Raw genomic sequence first — 25,909 nt, 5'->3', positions numbered from 1 at the left:
TGCCTAGCAACTCAGTGTAGCGCATGTGTCCGGGAATGACGAATTCTCTAAAAGCGAGTTTCGTATTCCAGGATGAGGCGGCTGTCGTTGTCCAGGTTGGTTGAGCCGCGCAGGAGAAACTCGTCGTTGATCCGGTAGCGCAGGCCAAAGCGGGTGGCGTCTTCGCTGCCCGTAAGAATTTGCACTACGGACGCGGATAAATCATCGGTAATGTCGATACCGAGTTCAGCCCCCAGCGCTAGCGCCGAAGTCTGTGAGTCATCTGACGTGACGTAGGTGGGAAATAGGCGAAATTCGCTGAGGCCAATGGCTGTACCGATCGCATCTTGGATGCCGCCAAATAGAGTCGAACCCGCTAGATTTGCGATCGCAAGTGTACTGTCGCTGCGGCCCAGGGTATCGACAAAGCCACCGCCGATTAGTGAGACAATTTCAGCCTCGCTCCGAGAGGGACTGCTCGTGAGTTCAATATTTTCAAACAGTTCACTGGCCAACCCCGTCACCGTGGCGTAAATCCGCACCGTTTGCAGTTCACCCACGTTATTGCGGGAAACATCCTGCACTTCGGTTGAGGCAAAGGGAATTGCGCCCTGCCAGGTTGGTGAGGTGGTGTCCTGAATCGGCGCGCGAGTCACCTCTGTAGCTGAGGTAATCAGCTGAATGTCCAGCAGGGGATTAAGACCCAAGTTCGGTCGAAACGTGGCCGTTTGAGGATAGTCGTTAGTCAGGCGAAAACGGCTGGTAAACAGATTAACCTGCCCCCGCTGCAGCTCAATCGTGCCTTCTGGGCGGAGGCTTTGCAGATTATTCAGACTGCCATTGAGCAGAATATTGCCAGTGGCGATAAACGCCAGAATTGGCTCTTTGCGAATTTCCACATTGTCGCCAAGCTGCAGGTTGAGATCGCGGAACCGCAGCGACGCAGTCGCATTTGGATCGGTCAATCCAGCATCGGCAGCATTGGCATTGGCATCTGTACCATCTGTACCGTCCGGCGTTGAGCCATTGGCAGCCGTTTCAGTCGCAGCTCCATTTGCCGCCTGATCGGGTAAGAAAAATTGACCATTCGACAAGATAACATCTCCCTGCAGTTGGGGAGCCAGCGCGGTTCCTAGCAGAAAGACCTGACCACCTACGCCACCGTTATAGAGTCCCTTAAAGTTGATATCGATGTCCCGCATGGCAAGGGTGAGCGGATCGGCCAGATCCGGATCGCCTTCGGGTAGAGATCTGAAAAGCGGGATCACCCCAGCCGCGTAAATTTCGCCCTGGCTGAAGTCGCCCCGCAGCTGTTCGACCATAATGCGATCGCGGCTGAACTGAATTTGACCATCGACATTGGTAAACGGTTCAGCGGGAAAGGTTTGCGAGGCCAACACCGCATCTTGCACTTCAATATCGCCCAGAACCGAGAGATCGGTTGACGCACCCGTAATCTGCAACTGGGCCAGCCCTTGTCCCTCAATCCACTCCACCTGATCGGTAAAGGCATTCAGGAAGGCCAAGCCTTCGTTACGTACGTCAACCTGGACAAACACCTCATCGGTAGCGGGTGCAACGCTGACAAAGGGAAACTGATAGGGAATGCGAGCTTGCAGGGTCAAGGGTTCCTTAGACTTGCCGACCACGACGTTGCCGTTGGCTCCAATCACCGCATCGGCATAGCGGAAGGACACCTCTCCCATACGAATCTCAGTGTCGTTGATCGAGGCATCGCTCAGGTTAGCACTGCCCACCACGTTGGGATTGTCAAAGCTGCCGCTCAAGTTGGCCAGAACGCCAAAATCGCCTTCTAAATCAACGGGCAGATCGACAAAATCTCGCACCAGAGCAACGGGTAGGTTTTGCGCCTCTAGCTGCCCCGTCTGATCCTCCCCACCAATGCGTCCCCGGAACGACAGCAGCAAGTCATCTTCACCGACAAGCCGCAGCGGTTGCAGAGTCAACACGTCTTGCTCCAGATTGCCCTGCGCCACCACATCGTTAATCTGATAGCGATCCCAAACCCAGTTCTCGCCATCAAGGTCAAACTCCATCTGTAAGCCCTGACGCGGCGACCAGGCAATGTTTTCAATCGTGCCAGAGAATTCGCCAGTCAGTTCCGACAGGGGCGGCAAGCGAGAGGCATTAGCCTCTTCTAGACGCTGCTGCGCCAGGAGCGCATCAATTTCCGCCAGTCGGCGCAACTGGCGCAAGATGGGCACGTCGCCAGGGAAGCCAACACCAATTAAATCCAAACTGGCTGCACCGTCATAGATAGGAGGACGCAGCCCCCGCTGGAGATCTTCTAGCTCAAAGATTCTCAGCGCCGCGAGGACATCTTGTAAGCGGCCTTCCTCGATTTGGATACTGCCCTGCACCAGCGGTTCCGCACCGGGAGTGACGCGGCCCTGGAGCTGGTAGACGCTTTCACCCTGGCTCAGAGTGGTCGTGGGAATAAACAGCGAGCCATCGGCGTAGCGAAAACCGCCCTGCAAGTCGTCAAGTTCGATGTAGCCAATGCGGGGAGCGACAACTTGATACGAACCAGCTAGGCTTCGATCCAGCCAGTTGAAGGTTAGTTGTGCATCGACCTCTCCGCCCAAACTGCCCAAGTAACCAGCCGGAGGCAGCGCCAGCTGATCCAAGCGCAGATTCTCAAGCCCAATCATCAAATCGTCGCCACTGGATCGGCCTGTTGCGATCGCATCATCTAGCACCACGCGAAACTCCTGGGGCCGATTATCAGCGGCTAACCGGAGCAGAACGCTATCGGCTGGCCCTTGCAGATCCAGATCCAGACCGCTACCTAGGCCATAGCGAATCGTGCCCACCAGTGTCGGATCAAAGGCTAGATTATTGACCTGGGCCTGATTGAGCTGCACATCACCGACCAAATTGATGGCAGACAGCGGCCCAGTCACCTGTCCCTCAAAGTCTGCCGTACCCGTCAGATTGGCGTAGGGCAGCGACACGGGTAGCGATGTCAGCGCATAGCCCTGAGCATCGACGTTGAGATCCAAGCGTTCAATCGCTGGCGCACCCTCACCCTGAAGCTGCACGTAGACCGCCCCATCTGCCGTGACGCGATCGGCATTGGCTTCCAGAACCTGAATCTTTTCGCCATCCCAGACCACCTCTGCCGTCAGCGGCTGGTTGAAATCGGCCAGCAGTTCTGAAAAGCTGAGCAGGCCATCGGAAAAATTCACTGTGCCCTCGGCTCGCGTGTTGGCGACACTTGCCTGATCCAGCGAACCCGTCAGCCGCAAATCGCCGCCCAAGCTGCCCTGTAGCATCGGTGAAAAGCGGCGTAGCTGCACCCCTTCCGCCTGCACATCCGCTTCCCACAGTCCCTCAGCTAATCGTCCTCCACCTCGGATAGTCCCGTCTGCAACTTGCAGCACCGTATTCCGCAACTGCACAACGCCGTTTGCGATCGCAATTTCACCCTGGCCCGGATAGGTAGCAGTAGGAGCCTGCCAGTCGATTATGGTTTCCAGATTGCCCAACGGCCCGAAAACTTGAACATCTGCGTCAACTGCGCCAAGTGCGATCGCAGAACTGTTAAATCCATAGGTGCGGGCCAGGGGATCACCGGGTAAATCCTGTCCGGCTAAGTCAAAGACCAATCCCCTAGATTCACCCAGCAGAATCTGGCCATCGCCCGTAATCAGTCCACCCGCTTGAGGACGGGCTTGAATATTGGTAAACGTCAACTCTGGCCCGCGCAGGGCAAACTCGGTTGCAACTTGCTGAAAGGGAACGCGATCAACCTGAGCAAGACCCTGACTGCGAACGGCACCGGAAAGAAGCGGAAGATTTAATGCGCCTTCTAAGCTCAAGTCGGCCTGCAGATTTCCTTCGGTCGCAACGGGCGGTTCAAAGCCAAAGGTATCCCACAGCAACGCAATGGGCACATCCTCCAGCCTCGCCTGCAGGTCGTAGCCATTTTTCAGATGAATGGCACCATTCACAATGCCCGGCAGCTCACCATAGGTCAGCGCCACCTGGTCGAACTGGATTTCTTGTCCCTGAAACCGCATCAGCCCCGTCGCATCGCTGAAGGACTGGGGCACATTTTGAATGGCAAAGTCAGCATCCTCAATCCGCGCCACCCCCTGTAGCAACAGCGGGTGAGCCTCGCGGTTCAAAATGATCACGTTGCCACCAATTTGGCCGCTTTGAAAATCCAGCGTGGGCGGTAGTTGGGCTAAATGGCTGATATCTTTCGTGCGTAAATCATTGGCTTGAATGGATACACGTAGCACCTGCGGTTCGCGACGAAAGGAACCGAGAATCTTGAGGTCGCCTTCTTCCCGCACCTGTCCGGCCAAGCTGAAGGTAATCTGTTCGCTGGTATCCCGTAGCCGCACCCGTCCGACAATGTCCGTCAGTTGAATCGCTTCGTAAGGATTGGCCTCCGGCGGCGTAAACGGTTCTAGCGTCAGCGCACTATCTTGAACAGTAACCGCAGCCACTTCAAACTCGATCGTTCCCGCTGGTTGCGGCGTCAGTTCCAGATCAAGCCAGTCTAAATCCGCATTCTGCTCAAAATAGCCCTGTGCTCCCTGCAAATGCAGGTTCATCGACAACTTGCGCTCGAACACAACTTGTAGCAAATTAAACCGAACGCGCAGCGATTCAATCGTCAGCGTATCTGGATCGGTCGTCGTGGCGGGTAGAGTGGATTCGCCAAAGGTAATGTGGCTGAACGACCAAGACTGAACGTCGCCAATTTCGACCTCACGGTTAATCAACCGTTCGAGGGATTGCTCAACCTGGGGCGTGAGGCGTTCGTTGACATAGTTGGAAACCCACCAACCGCCAGCCAGTGCCCCCAAACCCGCGATCGCACTGGTACCTAAGAATACTTTGATGAGCCACCGAGAACGAGGCGTTCTCGGTGGCTGTGGTCTGAGTTCAGAATTTTCGGAATTAGCAGAATGAGACATTAAGAGTCGTTACAGCCGTAGCGAGAAGATGACCGATGGCGCGATCGCAAATAAGCCAGTATTGTGTGACGCAATTAGGCAAGCGCGGTGAGACCAGCATTTAGACTGACGAAAACTCAGGGATCACAGGCAGGAACGCATTCAGAGGCACAGGACGCACATTTAGGACGCAGATCAGGGGCCAAATGTGCCACATTTAGAACTCATCCATACAACACCAATTTCACTTGGACAGGGCTGGCAGAAATTGATCTCTGATTAGGCTAGCACCTCATTCTCTATCTCTTTCATACGTAAGTTTTATAACAGTAGATGCTCCTCCCCCAGCGGATGTCACTCACCTTCTATCTCAGCAGTAGAGTAATGGTATTCCCATGCAAAAATCCGGGCTCGTCATCGCCAGACCGGGCCGCTCTATCGGCTTGAGCAGAGATTGCCTCAAATTACCTATTCAACGTTAGTCATGTGGGAAGAACAGGATCAGTAGTTTTCCCTTGACAAAGGGAAACGGTTGGCCGATCAGCTACCAAATTCTCATTTTTGTGCGATCGCACATTGCGGTCATGACACGAGTTCCGACTGCCCAGAGGAAGTTAACCGCACCATCGTCAATTTCTGCGCTCCTACTCATCCCAGTTGTCCTGACCAATTTCACAGCGTGAACAGGTAGGATGAAGAAAACGTGAAGTCGTCTTGTGACATCCGATGCAGCAGCAGGTTTTTGTCATTTTATTTAACGCCCGTACAGAAAATGAGGGCATTCACAGCCTCCAGGTCAACGGTCGCAACACCATTCTGATGTTTGAGAGCGAGGATGATGCCACCCGCTTTGGCCTCATGCTGGAAGCGCAGGATTTTCCGTCCTGCTCAGTTGAAGCCTTCTTTACAGAAGAGATTGAAGAGTTTTGCCAGGGAGCGGGCTACGAGGCGAAGCTCATTCCTGAAGGGATGCTGGCCGTGCCGCCAGAGGAGAATGTGGAGCAAACGGACTGGAATCCCGATCAGCGGTCAGCGACCTCTGAATCTGGTCGGCCCGTCGAAGCGGCGGACGCAGCAGACAGCGCTGAGACTATGCCCGAATCAGAACTCGACCGGATTCGGCGTCAGTTGGAGGGGCTACTGTGAACCAAAATGTCCCGATCCAGCAGGATTTATCCGCTCAATCGCGCAATCCAGTTGCTCCAGAGCGGGGTCATTTGCTGACCGAACAGAATAATCCCAACAGCCACAATCTCGATCAGCTCTCAAGCCTGGAACTGGTGGATTTGTTTAATCAGGAAGATGCCCAAACGCTGCGGGCCATTGCCCAGGCGCGCATTCCACTTGCGATCGCAATTGACCAAACCGCTGAAGCCCTGCGACAGGGCGGACGCTTGTTCTACATCGGCGCAGGCACCAGTGGCCGCTTGGGCGTGCTGGACGCTGCCGAATGTCCACCCACCTTCTGCACCGACCCGGAACAGGTACAGGGGATTATTGCTGGCGGAGCCGCTGCCCTGGTGCGCAGTTCCGAAAGTTTAGAAGATCGGGCCGAGGACGGAGCCAGTGCGATCACGCATCATCACATTACCAACCGGGACGTGGTGGTGGGCATCACGGCGGGAGGGACGACTCCCTACGTCCACGGAGCGCTCCATGCTGCCCAGGAACGCGGCGCAACGACGGTGTTTATCGCCTGCGTCCCATCTGAGCAGGTGTCGTCGATCGCCGATATTGACATTCGGCTGCTGGTTGGGCCAGAGATTTTGGCGGGTTCCACGCGGCTCAAGGCGGGCACCGTCACCAAAATGGCACTGAATATCTTATCTACAGGCGTGATGGTGCGATTAGGCAAGGTTTACGGCAATCGCATGATCGATGTGGCAGTGACGAACAGCAAATTGTGCGATCGCGCCCTGCGCATGATCCAAGATTTAACTGATCTCGACCGTACGGCGGCCCAAACGCTGCTGGATCAGAGCGGCAATCGGGTCAAATTGGCTCTGCTGATGCACTGGTCAGGCGTCCCCGTCGCTGAAGCCGAACGGCTGCTAGACGACCACCAAGGCAATCTGCGTCAAGCGTTAGAATCCGGCTCAGTTGCCGCATCATCAGATTAGTCGAGTGCCTGAATCGACCGGAGTTGTACACCTCGCTAATCAAGCCCCCTTCTTTGAGTTCATACACCTATGATTACTGTTCTGATCTTGCTGGCGGCTCTAGCTATTCTGGGCTGGGGACTCTATCGGGCGTTGCCCTATGGCAAGCTGGGTATTTTGGCTTGGCTCCAGTCTGTGGTGCTGATGCTGCCCTGGCTCTTGTTTTTTGGTTTAACCGCTTTCGGGCTGTTCCTCAACCTGGCCACCGTGCTATTTATGCTGCTGATCTCCACCGGGATCTATATCTTCATCGGACGGCAGCTCCGCAAAGCAGGGGCCAACTTACCGAAAACCAATCAGCCCGTTTCCCTGACCGAGACTGGCAGCGCGACATCATCTGACACCGCATCCCCCAGTCACTCAGCGGTCAAAGGGGCAACGAGCCGTCCAGCCACCTATGATGCCGAGGCTCAATCCGTTAAAGCAGAGACGGATGCAGGTACAGAATCAACTCAGCCATCTGAATCAGAGACCCGATCCACTCCAAGCGAGGGTGGTGCAACTGAGCCGCCTAAGGATAAAGCAGAGCCGAAGCTGGAACTGCCGGAAATTCATCCCATTCCAGCCGAAGATTTAACTGCAATTCAGGGCATTTTCGGCGTCGATACGTTCTTCAGCACGGAAACCATTCCCTATCAGGACGGAGCAATTTTTAAGGGCAATCTGCGCGGCGAGCCAGCGGAGGTACATCACGAACTGACCAACGCTCTGGCAGAACGGCTCAGCGATCGCTATCGGCTGTTTCTAGTGGAAGGGGTTGAAAAGCGCCCAGTCGTAATCGTTTTACCCAGCAGCAACGACCCCAAACCCCTCTCTCCTCTGCAAAAGGGCATCGCAGTTGGCCTTGCGATCGCAACACTGGTCACTGTGTTTGAAACCTGTGCGTTTCTGCTGGGCTTTGATTTATTTGAAACGCCCAATCGCTGGCCAGAAGTAGCTCCCATCGGCATTAGCGTCTTGCTCATCCTAGTTGCCCATGAAATCGGCCACTGGGTACTGGCGAAGCGCAATCAGGTCAAGCTAGCCTGGCCGTTTTTTATTCCCGCGATTCAGATCGGCTCCTTTGGGGCAATCACCCGCTTTACGTCGCTTTTGCCGAACCGCACCGTTTTATTTGATATTGCGATCGCAGGCCCTGCCGCAGGCGGTTTGATCTCACTGGTCATGCTGATCGCTGGACTGGTGCTGTCTCATCCCGGCAGCCTATTTCAGATTCCGGTGGAGTTTTTCCAGGGTTCCATCCTGGTGGGTACCCTGGCTAAAGTGATTCTGGGCGATGCTCTCACCACACCAATTGTTGATGTTCATCCGCTGATGATTATTGGCTGGCTGGGTCTGGTGATTACTGCCATTAATCTGATGCCCGCCGGACAACTAGACGGGGGCCGCATTGTCCAGGCTATCTATGGCCGCACCACTGCCCGCCGCACCACCTTTGCCACCCTGATTATTCTCGGTTTGGCCTCTCTAGTGAATCCACTGGCCCTCTACTGGGCTATCCTCATCCTCTTCCTCCAGCGCGACCTAGAACGGCCCAGTTTAGAAGAGCTGACGGAACCGGATGATGCCCGCGCAGCCATTGGTTTACTAGCCCTATTTCTGATGATTGCGACGCTGCTACCGCTAACGCCCAGCTTGGCCGGACGGCTTGGCATTGGCTAATCTTGTTAGCTAATCCGTAAATTGTAGAGTTTTATGAACAAATAGATGTGGAGGTGCGATCGCAGATTTGCCGATACCGTCCACTCCATGTCCTAGGGAATCCTCCCGAAAATCCCAATCGGATGACAACTTAGACCCGAAGGAGGGATTTTGCGGCCATCATGCATCGGCAAAATCCCTCCTTTGGGTTTTGGGAGCAAATGTAAGATCTGTGATCATGATCGAAATGACGACTTAAGATAGGTAAAAAAGATAGTCAAACAGTATCGTTAGTACTAGGCTCGTATTTATGTGACTGTTTCAAGTGACTGTTTCAATCCGAATCCCACAATCAAGCCTCAGAACTGTGATTTGTGAAAGGGATGCGGCGTATGTCTTTCACAAAAAACTCAAGATGGCTTTTTCTAGCAGCCCGTAGGATTGAGACAATGACGCTGTAGTCTGAAAGGGTATCGCTCCCTAACGGAGTTATATACTTAAATCAATAAAATTCTTTCTTTAAAGATAGAGTCTTAAAACGTGAAGGGTGTCCTGCTAAATTTTTGATTTGTTACGAGTGATCGCGACTTTGATTTCCAATTTGATTTCCACATAGATTAACTACGTTTAGTCCATCCACTATGGTGACTGTAGCTAAACCCCTGCCCCCTGTTTTGCTGCTACTTGACATCAATGTCTTAGTAACGAGCAATCTGCGTGATTGGCATCAATACTCCTCTGTTGGCTCCTGCATTCTGCCTCAGTCTGTGGCCGACGAAATGCATCTGCTCTTCAAAGATGCGGTCGATCCGGATTTGGAGCGTGTAGCGAAAGAATTTCATCGGTTTCAAGCCACTCATCAATGGCAATCGACGGAAATTATAGCTAGCCATCCACTCTTGAAGGGACCGGAGGGCCGAGCCATCAGCAAAAAAGCACGCCTGTCGCTAGCGGTTGCCCGCTGTGCCTATGGTGTGGCCAAACGGTATCCAGCCCGTATGGTTGTCTTGGCCACAAATGACCAGCCGCAAATTCAGCGAATTCAAGCGCTACAAGTTCCCAACCTCTGCTGCATTACGGGGACGGCATTACAACAGTGGTCACAGTATGGACGACGCCCTGTTTCAGTCATGCAGCACTGGCAGCAGATGAAAGCGGGTGGCTTGCAGCCAATGGAGGTAGGCAGCGGCCCTATTTCCGGTATTCGGTCTGATATCAACCCGTATCCTGCATCAGACCTATATTCTGGATTAAGTACGGCTCGATCCGGACAATCTACAACAATTCCACGTACGAGTAGTAATCGCTCTGGCACTATGGCAAACAAATCACGTCGGCCTTCCCGTTCTCGTTTGCAAAAAAGTCAACCCGTTTCTAACGATCCAAGTGCAGTCGCTCAACTCTTCTCCCTGCTAGCAGCTCTAGTCGCATTAATTATTGTTGGTATAGTCGCATGGCAGCTCATTAAAGCGGTCAACCAAGGTTGGGATCCGAATGCTGATCCCCCGGTCACAGAGCAAAGCCAGGCCATTTAGGTCGTAGTTTGTAATTTTTGAGTTGTGAGTTGCATAGATTTTGCGATCGCATTTTCGACCAGACTTAGCTACATGCCTCATTCAGATCACTCTGACCCAAACCACGCATTGACAATCAACTCATCCGTTTCTGTCCCTGCCGTAGAATCAGCGTTTTACTACTTTGCCTACGGTTCATGTATGTGCCCAGTGGATCTCAAGCGTTCTCTGGGTGAAGCCACCCATCCTTACGTGGTTGGGGCTGCCAAGTTGTCCGGTTATCGCTTGGGGTTCTATCGGCGATCACGGCTGCGCCAGTGTGGCGTACTAGATATCATGCCGGACGAAACCTCAACGGTGTATGGCGTTCTATATCAGTTGCCTCTGCGCCTAAGTCCTCTACTCGATGCCCGAGAAGAGGGCTATCGTCGCCATGCTATTTCGGTTGAGTGTAATGATCGCCGATACACCAAAATCCGTACCTATACCGTCAGCCAAAAGCCAACCACTGAAATTGCACCCAACGACTGGTACTTTGATGTTGTCATGCGAGGAGCATTGACTTGTGGTCTACCTGAAGAGTATCGCTGGCAGCTATTTCACCACATGCACAATCTCCAGAAGCAAGCCATTGCGCTGTACCGTCTCATGGCATAACCTGAACATCACTCAAACGGATTGCTATTCGTATCGTTATGAACGTTGAGAAGTAGGCGTTGCCTGCCTCTCAACGTCCTCACCAATATGGCTATAGCTAGACATTATTTCCCAAAACTAGGGCTACACACCAATTCTCGGCACTCAGCCCATCGCCATGCGACAGCAAGCTAGAGCACTTAGCGCTTACAATCTGTAACCTGTAATCCTCACTTTGCAAGGTAATTCTCAGACAGTGCATTTTGGAGCTGGATGAGCATTGCCATACAATCCCAAAACAGTACCTGATAAAGCCAGGTTAGTTTTTGCGAAGGTCAGGCTGTAGACCTTTGCAAAAACTAAAAACTGGCTCCTTTCTAACCAAACTTGGTTACGAGTATCATTACCCTTTCAGAACTGGTGCAACCTAGTTAGGCAACAGGGCTCGCTGACAAGTCGGGCATACCGCATGAATTGTCATTTGGCAATCCAGCAGATGATATCCTTCCTTCTGCGATGTCTTGGTGCCAATTTTCAAGATCGAGTCATTCTTAAACTCAATCGTTTTACTACACCGGACGCAGATTAAATGATGGTGGTGGTGGGGATAAGGCTGATTTATTTCGTAGTGCTTGTGACCTTCTGCAAGCTCAAGTTCCCGCAGGATCCCCATGCGTGCCATCAGCTTCAACGTGCGATAAATCGTTGACAGGCTGATGGGTTCATCTTGCTCTTGCAGCAGATTGTACAAGTCCTCTGCGCTTAAATGATTACCTTTCGGCAGGTTTTGAAAAACTTGCAGAATGGTTTCACGCTGAGGAGTTAAACGCCAGCCTCTCTCATTCAATTCAGATTTCAGCGAAGCAGCACTGTAAATCGGCATGGCTCTAATTCTCAAGAATCATTTCTTAATGAGAATGATAACGAATCCTGAGCTAATGTGCAAGAAGATATCACTATTGAGAATAATTGGCATTGCCATCATAGATAAAACAGCATGAAAAGAAGGCCGAGAGCCGATCTTCATAAAAGCTAGGTTTGCAAACTTTTATGAAGATCAGCTCTCGGTTTGTCACACTAAATTCGCTCTCAATGACCAATGGGTGAAACTCTCGCATGCCCTTTCGCATATCGTGGAGTTTCACCCATTAACAGGTTGGTACTTGATCACTGGCTGGGGGGATCGATACTGAATCCGGTATCAGCCGATTTAATGGCAAATAAGTTTTAGCCGAGCGCTTCCAAATAGTCGCGCACACGATTGCGGCGCTTGGGCTGGCGCAGCTTTTGCAGCGCTTTGGCCTCAATCTGGCGCACCCGCTCACGGGACAGATCCAGAGCACGACCAATATCCGCCAAGGAGTAGGGAGTGCCATCTCCTAACCCAAAACGCATGCGGATCACGTCGCGCTCACGACTGGTTAGGTCAGCTAACAGCTGTTGCAGGTCGCGCCGCAGAGATTCCCGCATCAGAGTTTCTTCGGGCGATGCATCATCGGTTTCCAGCAGATCACCGAGTTCAGTATCGCGCTCTTTCCCAACCTTGGTTTCCAAAGAAACGGAACGAGGGACGCGCATCAGGACTTCCCGCACTTGGGGTGCAGTCATATCCAACTCGCGTGCCACATCTTCTACTGTGGCAGTGCTGCCCTTCTCTTGGGAGATTTTCCGTTGGGCTTTCTTAATTTTGTTCAGCTTTTCGGTGATGTGAACCGGTAGGCGGATCGTGCGGCTTTGAGTTGCGATCGCACGTGTGATTCCTTGCCGAATCCACCAGTACGCGTAGGTACTAAACCGATAGCCTTTGGTGGGATCAAACTTTTCGACCGCCCGCTCTAGACCGAGGGTTCCTTCTTGAATTAGATCCAGCAGTTCTAATCCGCGATTTTGGTACTTCTTCGCTACCGACACAACCAACCGCAGATTGGCCTTGATCATGTGCTCTTTAGCGCGAATACCCTCTTTCTGGATATGCTCCAACTCTTCTAGGCTGAGTCCCGCCAGTTCGGCCCACTGACGCTTACCTTCTGCCACAGTCGGCTTCAGCTCTGACACCTCAATTCCGGCTTCTCTGGCCCAACGCTCTAGAGAAGGACGATGTCCAAGTTGCGCCGTTAAGCGATTGCGAGCGTCCACTAACTTGACGTATTTTTGCAAAGCCTCACCGGCTGTTTCAGCGGCTTCTTCCCGCAGTTCGAGCAGTTGCACATATCGCTGAACCCGCTGTGCTTCAGAAACCTCCTCATCACGACCGAGTAGACGGACTCGACCGATTTCCTGAAGATATAAACGCACAAGGTCGGTCGTGCGACGTCCAGCCTTTGATAACTTAGCAGCCTGAGAGCTGTCATCATCAAAATCAATTTCGAGGCGAACCAAATCGTCTGAGGAGATATCTGGTTCTTCGCTGTCCAAATTCAAATCATCAGCAGATTCATCAGGCGATGAATAAGAATTCAGTTCAGCGGTATCAGGTTGAAAAGGTTGTACTGGCATGACGATCAACTATGTCTGGGTACAGAGCGCGCGAACTTCGGGAATGCTATCTGACGGTAGTATGCCCAAATTTATTGACTACGAAACAGGGGCTTGAGTTCCTTAACAGTTCGGTTATAAACGCGCATAAGCTGAGAGGTGAATGGAGTTCTATGTCTTGTCGGCTGATCCGACTGTCCTATCGTTAGAAAGCATCGTTAGAAAACAATGTCAGCTAACGGATATGAACAGAAATAGTTAAGTGCTTGAAGACATGAAGTAAGAAGAACTACATTCCCTAATGCGAACATTCCAGAGACTTATCCGCAAAGCTCCCGTAAAGTTTCAGCAAAGATGGTTGGGTGAGCTTTATAGAGTTCGTGTGTGCTTGATGCTTACCAGCAACAAAGGTCTGGCAATACCGAACATCAAAAGTCGCCGTCGCCGCGATACGGCGACAGCTGACTTTTAATTACGGCGGCTAACCGTTAAATGCGTCTAAATGCGTCGGGTGCCACCGTCGAACAACGGTATCGTCATTGAGAAGTTTTCGCCGTAGGTTAGCTTTTGCTCTTCCAGAATGCCGAGAGCGACTGTTTCGCCGAGCCGAATCGACTCAATGTAGTCGGTAAAGTAGTGAACACCCGCCCAGTTGCGACCAATGGAGATATTGGACGCAAGCTTGTTTAGTTCACCTTCGACGGTGAGTGGCCGATCCAGTTTGACAGTCTCTAAACGAGAGCCATCCACTGAGGGTTCATAGCAGAACGGCAGCTCATAGCCGTGGTCAAAGAACGCCTTCAGGATAGTGACGCAAGCGCCAGCAACTGTAGCATGACCTGCACCATAGGCAGGATGCATAGGCGAACCTTCGGGGAACGCCATTGGCAGCAGGAAGGAATTACTGTAGCCACCGTTAGCATCATTCATGCGATCGCTACTTTGGTTTTGCAGTGCATTGTGAGTGGCGACATCATGCAGCAAGTCATCATCAATGCCTTCTGTCAAGGCCATGATGCCCGCGATGTTTTCCTTATCGTTATTGCAGTAGCGGTTAATTAATCCACTTAGCGCTTCCGGACGAGCCCGACGATGCAGGTTGAACTTTTGATAGCGCACGGCTTTGAGTGCCCGAGTAGCCACTTCAGTGACGAGGGACAAAATGTGGGGTCCCCCAAACTGAGCGAAGCCCTGCTGCTTATCGAGATGATCACCCCGCTGGAACGGAATGCCCGGATCGAATGGCACACCCATGCTGAGCAAAATTAAACAGGCATTGAGATAGGCTTCATACAGCGCATCATAGTGAACATACGTAGCCAAGTCGCGCGGTGTGGTCATAAACCGATAAATCGGCTCATTGGTCTTGGGATCATCGACATACAGCTCAGTGCCGCGCAGGTCAGCTCCGTTCTGCACATCAAGCCAGCTTTCCCAGGTGGTCATATAGTCCTTGCAGGGTTCAGCCAGGCGCACACGCTGATCGATGCGAATCGAACCGTATTGAACAAAACCATCGGACAATTCGTGTTTTTTACCCAGACCCTTGTTGCCGACCAGCAAGAATTGGGAGAGATAAGGGCCGACATTATCCCCTTTGGTTATACCCCGGAAAACATTTTGCCGCGTGAAGGGGCCACGCAGACGAGACTGCTCAGCAGCCGTCAGGTCATCGCCAGGATTGTTAATCCACTTGGTTCGGTTCAAGCGCTCGATTGCAACCTGGAGTTCCGGATCACTATCAAATTTGGCAAAGGGCAGATCTCGCAGCAGCGCCATTGAGTAAAGTTCAGCCATCTCTGCAATAAGTTCGTCGCTGTCCAGATTCGGTGCGGGTGGCATTGTGACCGCTTGCGCATCCGGGCCTTCTAAGTCAAAAGTGTTGCCTGCTCCAGCACTTTCCCAGGCTCGGACGGACGCCATTTTCATCGCCCGCTTATCGGCATCAACGGCTTGCGCCATTTGCGATTTCCAAGTCGGATTGGCGTTTCCATTCTGTCCTGGAGGGCCAAGGGGCGTATCTTTAAAGTCACGCACATCACCTGAGTCAATGCCGCGAATAAACTGCTGATAGTCATCGGCATTCGCCAACAGCCCTTTATCGTCATGGGGTAAACCTTTTGTATAGTTGGCAATATGAGTAGGTTTATTCTTTTCGTCCCGGTAGCGCAGTTCATCACCATTGCCGACCTGTTTGGGGTGAGGCCGATTGCTGGCGAGTTCGGCGGCTTGACGACGGACTTCGAGGGCTGCAAGTCTGCGATCGCGCATAACAAACTCCTTATGAGGCTAATTAAAGCACTGCTTTTGAATAGGAACCGTTGGTCAGGTTCGGTTCTATCCTGGCAGCGCAATCCCTGAGCTGACGGCACCTGTCGGGGTGCTTTTGGTCACATAAAATCGTGACAGTAATACGAGGCAGAATTTGCCATGAATCTGAAATGCGATTTTGGGCGAAATGAAGATGCAGCGTCCATCTGCCCAAAATCCTGTTGGAATTTCGGTACGCTAGCCAAGTTGGAGCGGACAGTTTGGCAAACTCAATCTTGCACGTTGATAAAATCGATGTTGATCAACGCTAGATGAGATCAATCTTAGTTCTGCGCGAAAGGGCAGAGCACCAACCTTTACAAAAGCTATCCTGAGATTTTTAAACTAAATTTTGTAAAGAAACAAAAATAGAGATTTACGATCACTCGGATCACGCAAATTTAAGCCGATCAAGCTTTAGTCAGAACAAAAACGCTACCTTCATTACCACGTCCAATTCGTAAGTCAGCATCCAGATATGTAATATCTAGCCAGCCCTGCTGATTCTCACTATCGATTTTGAAATCAATAGCTTTTAACGATTTTTGCTGTTCGATCTGCTGAATCAGATCATCCGGCTGTGTGTAGTTCAACAACCGCTGTAAGCCGAGCACGGCCCGTTCAAACTTGACCTGCACTCGCCGCTCAGAGGACGGTTCAAATCGGGCTGCGACGCTGATTAAACCTTCTAGGTAGGGAACGCCAGCGACTTCTGCGATGTTGTAAATCCGAGCAGTAGCCGTTTGCACACACTGATAGATTTGGCCTAATCGACTAAAGGGAATCAGATCGAGGCGCAGCAGTTCTTGACTAGTGGTGTAGAGCAGTCGCCAATTGCCATCGAGTAGTTCCGTGGCCTCTAGGGGGCGGGCCGTGGGGTTGCGATCTTCTAATTGTGCGATCGCAGATAGAATGGCTTGCTTTTGCGATTCTGATGCGAGTAAACCCCGATTCTTGCCTGCAATGGTTTCGAGCAGTTCAGCCTTTCCTAACATAGTGAGTCCTCAGTTAGCATCCTCATAGACATCTTGTCGATATCTTGCACCTTAGTCATACCGCGTCTGGTACCCTGTGAAACTCTAGAATCCGGCAGGTTATTGGGCATTCGCTGGTGTTAGTGTCGAAGCTGTAACCTTTTGGGGGATTTCTTAACCCTTATTTATTGACAGAGTGATAGACATAAGCTAACTGTTGGCGATGTAAACTTGATCAGGATCGTTTTAGGACGCGCTGTAAAACGTCTAGCGTTTATTTCCACAGCTTCATCAGTTCAAAGCGATGACTGTTCCATAACTTAAATCAACAACACTCCTCTGCTAGGTGCCAGATCTATGTATAACCCTTCTCTACATGAATATCGACGCAACCAAGTTGCGCCTGTTCTTCCACCGTCAACTAGTCCATCTGTCTTGGAGTGGCTCGAAAGCAGCGGTCGCCTCATTGAACGGGATACCAAAGAAACCGAAACCAAGGAAGAAGATGAAGAAGAAATCACGGCACTCATGGGTAGCGAGAACTACGATGACGAAGATGATGATCTCGATGATGTCGATGATGAAGACTAGTCTCTGAGGATTAGTCTCACATCTAGCGTTACGGTCTAGACCGAGTCCTATACCTAGCGCCCTAAACCTAGTCCCTAAACCTAGTATTGTGTCGCCGCAGAATGGCAACCTTTACTAGGTTTAGTTCTGACTCCGTAGATGCTAGATACTAGATATATGAAGAATTTTGATCATTTATTCAGCTTGCATCATTTCCGTTATCATTCCAAGCAATCGAAACCAGATAGATCAGCGTTTTCAGAGAATCGTTACGGTTTATAACTTAAATCCGGATCGGTGTAAGGTAAACGATTAGTTTTGGCTATCAGTTTGGACTAGAGCAGAAAATTGCTTTATTGTTTCGATTGAGTATAAATATCCAGATTGGCTGGAATTCCGGCTGAAATCTGTGAAGTCTGTGGTGTGAGTAGTGTGGTTTCTTTGTGGACGCGAAGTTTTTTTCTGATAAATCACTAGCGCTATCCGGGGTTCGTCTCCTTTGGCTATTAGGACTGAGTCTCAGTGCGGCTGCTCTAGGTTTGGACTGGGTTCTAGGCCACAATCTGACCTTAAGCGAATCGCTGACCTTACCGTTTTGGTTGGCAGCGCTGGTCAGCGGTGCTCTGGGATTTGGTGTGGTACCTCTGCTCAAGGCTTGGAAAACTGGACAGTTTATCCGTGAAGAGGGGCCGAAAGCCCACCAGAAGAAGGCCGGTACCCCGACGATGGGTGGTATTTTCTTTGTGCCCGCAGCCGTTGCGATCGCGCTTTTAGTCACTGGCTTCTCAACCAACGCATTGGTTGTTTCGGCGTTGACCTTAGCCTATGGTGCTATTGGCTGGATCGATGACTGGCAGGTACTCCAGCGCCGCTCTAATAAAGGGATTTCTCCCCGCATGAAGTTGGCTCTTCAGGTTGGAACTGCGATCGCATTTTGCATGTGGCTTGCGGGTCAGCTCGGCGGCGATTTAACAACAGTGGCCTTACCGCTTGGGCTTGTTCTGCCACTGGGTCTTCTCTTCTGGCCGCTCGCTGGATTTGTGATTGTTGCTGAGAGCAACGCTACCAATTTGACCGATGGCTTAGATGGTTTAGCCGCAGGCTCCGTAGCCATTTCACTGCTTGGTTTAGGTGCGCTGGTTGCACCAACTCATCCCGACTTAATGACGTTTGCCGCCTGCTTGAGCGGTGGCTGCTTAGGTTTTCTGATCCACAACCGCAATCCAGCCCAAGTCTTCATGGGAGATACAGGCTCATTGAGCCTGGGTGCCGCACTGGCAGGAATTGGCATCCTCAGCGGTAACTTATTCGGCCTGTTTATTCTCAGCCTCATCTTCTTCGGCGAAAGCTTATCTGTAATTGCTCAAGTGGCTTACTACAAAGCCACAAAAGATGGCAACGGTGTTGGCAAACGCCTATTCAAGATGGCTCCCTTCCATCACCATTTAGAGTTAACAGGCTGGTCTGAACTTCAGGTTGTCGCTGCATTTTATGTGTTCAGCGCATTTCTCGTTGTGTTAGCGCTGGCCGTCTAGAGCCACGCCATTCTCATCTCACATCCTTTAGGCTGAGGGGCAGATCCAATAGAGATTTGCCCCTTTTTGCATGTCCCTAGAATTTGCTGAGATAGCGCTACTAGTCTGTCAGCTTTGTTTTGATAGTTCCCAGGGTTGAGGAGTCGCGCAAGGCGCGACTCCTCAACCCTGGGAACTATCAAAACAAAGCTGACACAGCGCTACGTGCTTAAGTCAAACCAATATTTTTGGAAAAATCACACATTCCGCGCGATTTTCCCAGAAATGAATATCCTCATCTACAAGCTGATTGCCATATCACCACTATCCTGAAATTAGTCTGAGAGACTGGCTCAGATTTCTCATCTAAGCCTTAAGCGAACTTCAGACTCGATTCAGAGCAGATTCAGGCTGACCTTGCACCATAGGAATCAATGAAAGCAAACCATTTGATTCTTTCAAGGAGCCCCCACCATGCAACGTTTCGTACTTGCCAACCTTTCCGTACTCGCTATCGCTGCCAACGTTTTTGTCCCTGCTGCGAATGCATCTGAAATCAATCCTCAATCCAAACTTAGCGACCGCTTTGAAACTGAACGCATTGAAACGCTCAATCGGCTCACCGATCGGTTTGAGGAATCCCGTGAGGATGTCCTAAATAAAGGTTTATCGGAGCGCTTCAAGCAAGAGCGAATCGAAACGCTCAACAGCCTGTCAGATCGCTTTGAACAGGAACGGCTCGAAACCTTAAATCAGTTAAACGACACTTTTAAGGATGCCCGCAACGAAAATCTAGACAGCTAGCACAGCGCTCTCAAATAGCTGATGAACTAAATTGATTATGAACAGGCCGCCCCACTGGGGCGGCCTGTTCATAATCAATTTAAGATGGCTGTAATTTAGCTACAGATGATACGAATCCGACTAGGAAAAAGTCCGAATTGTTATTTGCAAAAGTCAGACACAACCTAGCTTTCACAAACAATAAGAACTGGTTCTTGTGAGCGGATTTTGGATGAGAAGGCCCCGACGTTCAGCGTTGAGGGCATTCTTATTCAGGAACTAGAAACCTCGACTTACAGCAAATCTTGATGCTTAAAGGGCTTAGCATCAGCGCCGGAATAGGTGGCAACAATGTGGCCATGCCCCTCCACCTGATACTTATACGTCACCAGACCTTCTAGTCCCACCGGGCCACGCGGCGGCAGGCTTTGAGTGCTGATGCCCACCTCTGCACCAAAACCGTAGCGGAAGCCATCAGCAAAGCGGGTGGAACAATTGCGATAGACCCCAGCGGCATTCACCTGATTCATAAACTGAGCTGCCGCCGCATCGTCAGTCGTGACAATGGCATCGGTATGGCGAGAACCGTAGGTGTTGATGTGCTCAATCGCCTGATCCACGCTCTCAACCACACGAATCGATAGAATCAAATCGCTGTATTCCGTTTGCCAGTCCGCTTCAGTCGCTGGCACTACGCTGGGCAAAACTTGCGCCGTCTGAGCATCACCACGCAGTTCAACGCCTTTGGCTTCCAGAGCTTTTGCTACAGCGGGTAAAAACCGATCTGCGATCGCACGATGCACCAGCAGTGTTTCAATCGCGTTGCAGGCTGAGGGATAGCCCGTCTTGGCATCGACGGCAATCTCGACCGCCTGATCGATATCTGCGGCCTGATCGACGTAGAGGTGACAAATACCGTCTGCGTGACCCAAGACCGGAATGCGGGTATTCTCCTGCACAAACCGAACAAAGGAGTTAGAGCCACGGGGAATGATTAAATCCACATACTCATCCAGTTCCAGCAGCGCCGCCGTTTCCTCACGCGTCGTCAGCAACTGCACCGCAGCAGGATTGACTCCAGCTTGCTCCAATCCGTCACGAATCGCTTTGACCAATGCCTGACAGGAACGCACGGCTTCTTTGCCGCCCTTGAGAATAACGCCGTTGCCGGACTTGATGGCCAGCGACGAAATCTGCATCACGGCATCGGGACGAGATTCAAAAATTACACCCAGTACCCCCAGCGGACAGGCGACGCGCTTCAGCTCCAAGCCATCGTCCAACTGCCGATGAATCTGCACCGTACCGACTGGATCGGGCAGTCGCGCCACGTCCTGCACGCCTGCGATCGCACCTTGCAGCTTCACCTCATCCAGCTTTAGGCGACCGTAGAGCGGCTTGGCTAGTCCTTCCCGCTCAGCTACTTCGCAATCTTCCTGATTGGCGGCCAGAATTTCTGGCGTGTGGGATTGCAGAGCAGTTGCGATCGCTAAAATCGCCTGTTTTTTGGCTTCAGTAGACATGACGGCCAATTGCTGAGCGGCCTGCCGAGTCTGCTGAGCAATTTCAACCAGGGAGGGAATAGGAGTAGTTTGAGACGCAGTCATGGTTATCGGGGTGTGAATCCAATAGTTCAGTAGGTTGGGTTGAGCAACGCAAAGCCCAACAGCAGTATAGCTCTGAATCTCAACCTATCGACCCTATTCAAACCTCTTCAAAGTCAGCGTACTGCGGCGGACTCGCACCAATTCGGTTGGTAATCTTAGGAAATTTACCTTTTCCTGCCTTCTTCTTGCCGATTTCTTTCACCTCAACCACATGCCACCAGTCGTCACCAAAATCGAACCAGTAGCCGAAGAATTCGCCCTCTGTCAGGTTCAAATCGTTGATCGTCGTCTGCTCAACCGCACCATCTATGTCGTCATCCATATTCTTAAATGGTGACGTGAGACCGTAGCGCAGCGCAGCCGGATCTTGCGGCCCTTTGCCACCAACCTGAAACTCATACATATGCTCGTCTTCTCGATCAAATGCCTTGAATAAAATCTGATGTAAGGTTGCTAGCGTCTGACTGCCTTTAATTTCAATCGTGCGCGTCACTTCTGGATTACGTTGCATAAACTCTTCTGTGACTGGCCCATCAATCACACTCACGTCTAAAACGTAGAGCGTATCTGGCTCACGTTCAATCGTTGGTCGCTCTACTTTTTGCAGCTGATGCCCTAACCCCTGAGCGGTCGAATCGCCACCCTCAACGTTCGGTACATAGGGAATCATTCCAGCCGCAGCCAACTGTTCTTGCACCGCACGAGGAGCCGAGCGCGCATCCAAGATCAGGCCATCCACTGAAATCATCCAAGCCAGCGGATTTTGGTCGATCATGCTCGGCAAACTCCAGTTGGGATCCATCTGGTGCATATCCAACATGTCCCGCACCTGTTTCGATTTACCCTGCCCCGTACTGGCACCGACACCAAACAGTGCATACAAATCTCTGGCGCTCACGTGCGGCTCTTGGGAGGAGTCAAACAGAAAATTCACCATCCCGATCGCATGCGTAATCCCACAAGCCCAGGTCTTCTCTCGACCACTCATAAGCGGAGAAGGCCGTTTACGACACAGCGCAGCAGTGGCCTGACGAATGAGCAGCGCATATTCATCGTTCAGATGCTGCTTGGCAAACTCATCAGTAATGGCCGTGATGCTGTCAAATTTTTCCTGCATCGCCTTGGGCACTGTTTCTGATTTTGCTGCTTTTGCCATAACGCCACTTGACCTCTGTTCAATACTGGTTGCTCTGCTCTTGCTGAGTCACCTCTCAACACAAAAACTAGTGCAAGTCGAGAAAAAGCGCAATTCTCGTGAGGAAGAAAAGGCTGTAAAGACTGTAAAGGTGGTAAAGGCTGAACACTCAGCACCAAACCCACAGGGCTAGACTTATTACTCTGTAAATTAAGTTTTGATGGTTGATGTGCTGCGCTCCGCGCAGCACATCAACCATCAAAACCCATTAAAACTTAATTTACAGAGTACTTATACTCGCGCTAGCGTGACTTGCTCCGGCTGATCTTGATACTTGCCTCGGCGAGCGTCGTAGCTGACGGCGCAGGGTTCGCCTTCCAAGAACAGCAACTGCACGACTCCTTCGTTGGCGTAGATGCGGCAGTCGGCACTGGATGAGTTAGAAAATTCAAGCGTCAAATGACCACGCCAAGCGGCTTCAGCCGGAGTGAGATTGGCAATGATGCCGCAGCGGGCGTAGGTGCTCTTGCCGATGCAGATGATAGTGATATTGTCGGGCACCTCGATCCGCTCTAGGGCAACGCCCAGACCGTAGGAGTGCGCGGGCAAAATAAAGAACTGGCCGCTTGCATCTTCGTGTAGCGAAGTCGGTTCTAAGTTCTCAGGATTAAAGTTTTTCGGATCAACAACCCGACCGGGAATATGGCGGAAAATGCGGAATTCCGATGGCGAGAGGCGGATGTCGTAGCCATAGGAGGACAAGCCGTAGCTAATTACGGGCTGTCCAGAATTGGCCGAGCCATTGGTTGAAATGCGGCGCACGAGAGACGGTTCAAAGGGCGAAATCATGCCCCGTGTGGACATTTGATGAATCCAGGTGTCGTTTTTAATCATCGGCTTAACTTAAAACTAGGGCGCTGAGTGAGTGAACCTTATAGCGCAACTTATGGATTGACTTGGCAATATTACGCTGATTTCTGGGAAATTGTTACAGAAACAATTCCGAGTTAGGTACAAAAACTGTATCCGTGGAATGCCGCTACAGATAGTGTCCAATTCTGAATGCTGTGGTGGCTTTTTATGTGATGGAGAAGGTGCAATGGAAAGTGAGATCGCATCCCACCTCCATCACTCCTATTAGATAAATGGATGGCGACGCAGTTCGGTAATTTGGTCGGCCAAGTCCAGAATTGCAGCCGGAACCTCTGGCCCCGTTAGCACCACATCAATATGAGGCGGACGCTTTTTGAGCAGAGCCACCACTTCGGCTTCGGAAATCAAGCCAAAATGCACCGCTAGGCTGAGTTCATCCAGGACGACGAATCCATACCGCCCCTGCATCACCATATCTTGAGTATGCTGCCACAGCTCTTGCAGAGCTGATTGCTCTTGCGGCTCTACCTGTGGTGTATCGATACAGCGGGGGAGATCGCAACGATACCAGTCAAGGTGCTGGCTGAGTTGAGTGGGATGATCAACGCCTTGATTCATCCCGCCTTTAAGAAACTGAACGATCAAGACAGGCATCCCCTGCCCCGCAGCCCGCAGCGCTTGCGACATCACGCTGGTAAAAAAACTGCGGTGAGGACTGGTGAAGACTTGGATACTGCCTTTAATCACATGTAGGTAGCGGCGGTTTGAGGAAACCTGAGGCTTGGCGGCGGTTGATGGGGCTCCGAGCTGAGAAACCATAGAGGCAAGCGATAAGGGATTGAACGAAAACGGACGAGCCGGAACAGCACTCAGCTTGATACAAGCGTATCATCATCTTTGCCACTGTTCTGACGCATGACGCACTGAAACAAAATCTAAAAGAGGATATAAAAACTAAGCGACTTTAAATACCGAAGCCAAGAAGCGAAATGCTCTAAGCAGAGTTTGATATATAGCGTAAATGCTCTGTTTCCTCCTTATCAAAACACTAGATATACAGAACGTCAATAGAACTTCAGAAAGAAACGCATTTACAAAAATGTACGGTATTCTCGCCGACTGAAGTCCGTTCACTCACACTTTGCACCACTCATTTAGGTTTGCTATGAGTGGGCAGAAGCCTGCAATGGATTCTCTAGTCTGCTGTATCCTGAGTGAGGCATTGCACTAGGAAGACTTATATGGCTTGGCAACGACCAGACGATCGCAAACCTGATGAACTCCGTCCGGTCAAATTCGATCGCCACTTCACCCAATTTGCTCCCGGTTCTGTTCTGATTCACTGTGGCAACACGCAGGTGCTCTGTACAGTGTCGATTCAGCCTGGGGTACCACGATTTTTGGCAGATACGGGGCAGGGATGGCTGACGGCAGAATATCGCATGCTACCTAGCGCAACGCCCCAGCGACAGTCCCGCGAGTGGATGAAGCTTTCCGGTCGCACGCAGGAAATTCAGCGGCTGATTGGACGCAGCCTACGGGCAGCCCTTGATATGAAACTGTTGGGTGAACGGACACTCTGGATCGATGCCGATGTTCTTCAGGCTGATGCTGGCACGCGCACGGCAGCGATCACGGGTTCCTATGTGGCGATGCAAGATGCGATCGCACATTTGATCCAGCAGGGTGACCTAGAGCAATCTCCCATTAAACAGCAGGTGGCAGCCGTTTCCGTTGGCATCATCGAGGGAGCAGCCTATCTGGACTTAAACTATCCTGAAGATCTCAAGGCGGAAGTGGATTGCAATATTGTGCTAGACGGCGATCTTAGTGTGATTGAAATTCAGGGGACTGCCGAAGAACAAAGCTTTAGCCGTCATCAGCTCAACCAAATGCTTGACCTAGCTGAAAAAGGGATCACAGAATTAATGACAGCTCAGCGAAACGCCCTGGGTGAGACGGAAAATAACGCTAATTAGGGAACTGATCAGCGATTTTCACGTCTGATCACACTGGGATAGGTCATAGCGATATGTCTTGCAAGTAAAGTCTTTTTGGGATTTTTTATGAAGCGAGTTTTTGTTTCCGCAACCTTAAGCCTAGCGACTTTAGGCTGGTTGGGAGCTGGTTTCCTGCCAGCGTTGGCGACTCCTGATTTATTGGCTCAAGTGGTCGAAGGCATTGATCTCAGCCGAGCCAAAAATTTAGCGCGGCAAGCGGCGGAAGAACTGAATGGTGGTCTGGGCCAATATCGAGCCGAGCCGTCGATGCATGGCCCCGCTCGTCAGTCTCCGTATGTGGAGAACAGCGATGGTTCCTGGACATTTACGTTCCGGGGACGCGAACCCGGAGCATCAGAATATACGATTGAGAGCGTCGTCAATGTCTCCCCCAGTGGAGACATCGCAGTCGAATATAACGGCCCCATCCGGGCAACGACGGTATTTCCGGAGCCAGCCCCGATTGATGATGACGTTTCTTCAGCATTAAACCGGGTTAGCACCAGTCGCGCTAAAAACCTGGCTCGCCAAACAGCAGAACGCATCAATGGTGGACTCGGCGCTTATCGAGCCGAACCAGCGATGCACGGGCCAGTGACGAATGCGCCGTATGTTGACAACGAGAATGGCACTTGGACGTTTACGTTCCAAGGTGGCCCACCGGGATCATCAACCTACACGGTTGAAAGCGTGATTACAGTCAGCGAATCAGGAGATATCACTGTGGATTACAACGGTGATATTCGCGAGTAGAGGTTTTGTTAGACGGTGCTGAGGGCTGGATTTTGGGTATTGAGTTAGGTATTGG

19 protein-coding genes are annotated in these 25,909 nt (G+C 51.4%); 10 read left to right on the top strand and 9 right to left on the bottom strand.

Annotated elements, in window-relative coordinates; genetic code table 11:
• Positions 1-47: 47 nt before the first annotated feature.
• On the bottom strand, positions 48-4,931 hold the full coding sequence (locus AC286M_RS12690; RefSeq protein ID WP_488204751.1) for a translocation/assembly module TamB domain-containing protein: 4,884 nt from the start codon (positions 4,929-4,931) through the stop codon (positions 48-50).
• Positions 4,932-5,636: 705 nt separating this feature from the next.
• Here AC286M_RS12690 and AC286M_RS12685 point away from each other — a divergent pair.
• The 5 genes from AC286M_RS12685 (at position 5,637) to AC286M_RS12665 (ending at position 10,881) form a co-directional block, all read left to right on the top strand.
• Positions 5,637-6,056, top strand: a complete 420-nt coding sequence (locus AC286M_RS12685) for a DUF3110 domain-containing protein (protein ID WP_488204750.1) — start codon at positions 5,637-5,639, stop codon at positions 6,054-6,056.
• Positions 6,053-7,030, top strand: coding sequence for an N-acetylmuramic acid 6-phosphate etherase (gene murQ / locus AC286M_RS12680; RefSeq protein ID WP_488204749.1), 978 nt, complete (start codon positions 6,053-6,055; stop codon positions 7,028-7,030). The genes AC286M_RS12685 and murQ overlap by 4 nt, the downstream gene beginning before the upstream one ends.
• 69 nt (positions 7,031-7,099) lie before the next feature.
• On the top strand, positions 7,100-8,731 hold the full coding sequence (locus AC286M_RS12675) for a site-2 protease family protein (RefSeq protein WP_488204748.1): 1,632 nt from the start codon (positions 7,100-7,102) through the stop codon (positions 8,729-8,731).
• 620 nt (positions 8,732-9,351) lie between these two features.
• Complete coding sequence (locus tag AC286M_RS12670; protein WP_488204747.1) at positions 9,352-10,245, top strand: PIN domain-containing protein; 894 nt, start codon at positions 9,352-9,354, stop codon at positions 10,243-10,245.
• A 108-nt stretch (positions 10,246-10,353) separates the two neighbouring features.
• Positions 10,354-10,881: a gamma-glutamylcyclotransferase gene (locus AC286M_RS12665; RefSeq protein ID WP_488204746.1), complete on the top strand. Its 528-nt coding sequence runs from the start codon at positions 10,354-10,356 to the stop codon at positions 10,879-10,881.
• A gap of 406 nt (positions 10,882-11,287) precedes the next feature.
• Here the strand turns inward: AC286M_RS12665 and AC286M_RS12660 are convergent, their stop codons facing one another.
• The 4 genes from AC286M_RS12660 to AC286M_RS12645 form a co-directional block, all read right to left on the bottom strand.
• A complete protein-coding gene (locus tag AC286M_RS12660; RefSeq protein ID WP_488204745.1) occupies positions 11,288-11,743 on the bottom strand; it encodes a ferric uptake regulation protein in 456 nt (151 codons plus the stop codon).
• A 344-nt stretch (positions 11,744-12,087) separates the two neighbouring features.
• The gene (sigC, locus tag AC286M_RS12655) at positions 12,088-13,356 is read right to left on the bottom strand and encodes an RNA polymerase sigma factor SigC (RefSeq protein ID WP_488204744.1); all 1,269 of its coding nucleotides are present in this window, start codon (positions 13,354-13,356) and stop codon (positions 12,088-12,090) included.
• Between the two features lie 477 nt (positions 13,357-13,833).
• Entirely contained in the window at positions 13,834-15,606 is a 1,773-nt protein-coding gene (locus AC286M_RS12650) for a vanadium-dependent haloperoxidase (protein WP_488204743.1), read from the bottom strand.
• A 449-nt stretch (positions 15,607-16,055) separates the two neighbouring features.
• On the bottom strand, positions 16,056-16,640 hold the full coding sequence (locus tag AC286M_RS12645; protein ID WP_488204742.1) for a PAP/fibrillin family protein: 585 nt from the start codon (positions 16,638-16,640) through the stop codon (positions 16,056-16,058).
• Between the two features lie 336 nt (positions 16,641-16,976).
• On the opposite strand from AC286M_RS12645, the gene AC286M_RS12640 reads away from it, so the two are divergent.
• The 3 genes from AC286M_RS12640 (at position 16,977) to AC286M_RS12630 (ending at position 19,507) form a co-directional block, all read left to right on the top strand.
• On the top strand, positions 16,977-17,210 hold the full coding sequence (locus AC286M_RS12640; protein WP_488204741.1) for a DUF3134 family protein: 234 nt from the start codon (positions 16,977-16,979) through the stop codon (positions 17,208-17,210).
• 422 nt (positions 17,211-17,632) lie between these two features.
• Positions 17,633-18,724, top strand: a complete 1,092-nt coding sequence (mraY, locus tag AC286M_RS12635; protein ID WP_488204740.1) for a phospho-N-acetylmuramoyl-pentapeptide-transferase — start codon at positions 17,633-17,635, stop codon at positions 18,722-18,724.
• A gap of 453 nt (positions 18,725-19,177) precedes the next feature.
• On the top strand, positions 19,178-19,507 hold the full coding sequence (locus AC286M_RS12630) for a hypothetical protein (RefSeq protein WP_488204739.1): 330 nt from the start codon (positions 19,178-19,180) through the stop codon (positions 19,505-19,507).
• A 272-nt stretch (positions 19,508-19,779) separates the two neighbouring features.
• Here the strand turns inward: AC286M_RS12630 and AC286M_RS12625 are convergent, their stop codons facing one another.
• The 4 genes from AC286M_RS12625 to AC286M_RS12610 all read right to left on the bottom strand — a co-directional run bounded on the left by AC286M_RS12625 (position 19,780) and on the right by AC286M_RS12610 (position 23,920).
• On the bottom strand, positions 19,780-21,093 hold the full coding sequence (locus AC286M_RS12625) for a glutamate-5-semialdehyde dehydrogenase (protein WP_488204738.1): 1,314 nt from the start codon (positions 21,091-21,093) through the stop codon (positions 19,780-19,782).
• A gap of 97 nt (positions 21,094-21,190) precedes the next feature.
• The gene (locus tag AC286M_RS12620) at positions 21,191-22,249 is read right to left on the bottom strand and encodes a DUF6398 domain-containing protein (protein ID WP_488204737.1); all 1,059 of its coding nucleotides are present in this window, start codon (positions 22,247-22,249) and stop codon (positions 21,191-21,193) included.
• Positions 22,250-22,519: 270 nt separating this feature from the next.
• Positions 22,520-23,122, bottom strand: coding sequence for a dCTP deaminase (gene dcd / locus AC286M_RS12615; RefSeq protein ID WP_488204736.1), 603 nt, complete (start codon positions 23,120-23,122; stop codon positions 22,520-22,522).
• Positions 23,123-23,365: 243 nt separating this feature from the next.
• Positions 23,366-23,920 carry a P-loop NTPase family protein gene (locus AC286M_RS12610; protein ID WP_488204735.1) on the bottom strand — a complete coding sequence of 185 codons (555 nt, stop codon included), beginning with the start codon at positions 23,918-23,920 and terminating at the stop codon, positions 23,366-23,368.
• A 422-nt stretch (positions 23,921-24,342) separates the two neighbouring features.
• Here AC286M_RS12610 and rph point away from each other — a divergent pair, with 422 nt between their 5' ends.
• A complete protein-coding gene (rph, locus tag AC286M_RS12605) occupies positions 24,343-25,080 on the top strand; it encodes a ribonuclease PH (RefSeq protein ID WP_488204734.1) in 738 nt (245 codons plus the stop codon).
• An 87-nt stretch (positions 25,081-25,167) separates the two neighbouring features.
• On the top strand, positions 25,168-25,854 hold the full coding sequence (locus AC286M_RS12600; RefSeq protein WP_488204733.1) for a hypothetical protein: 687 nt from the start codon (positions 25,168-25,170) through the stop codon (positions 25,852-25,854).
• Positions 25,855-25,909 lie beyond the last annotated feature (55 nt).

The organism is Thainema salinarum CENA647 (assembly GCF_057732415.1).
Note: the sequence above shows the minus strand (reverse complement) of the source record. Positions and strands in the feature narration are given on the sequence as shown.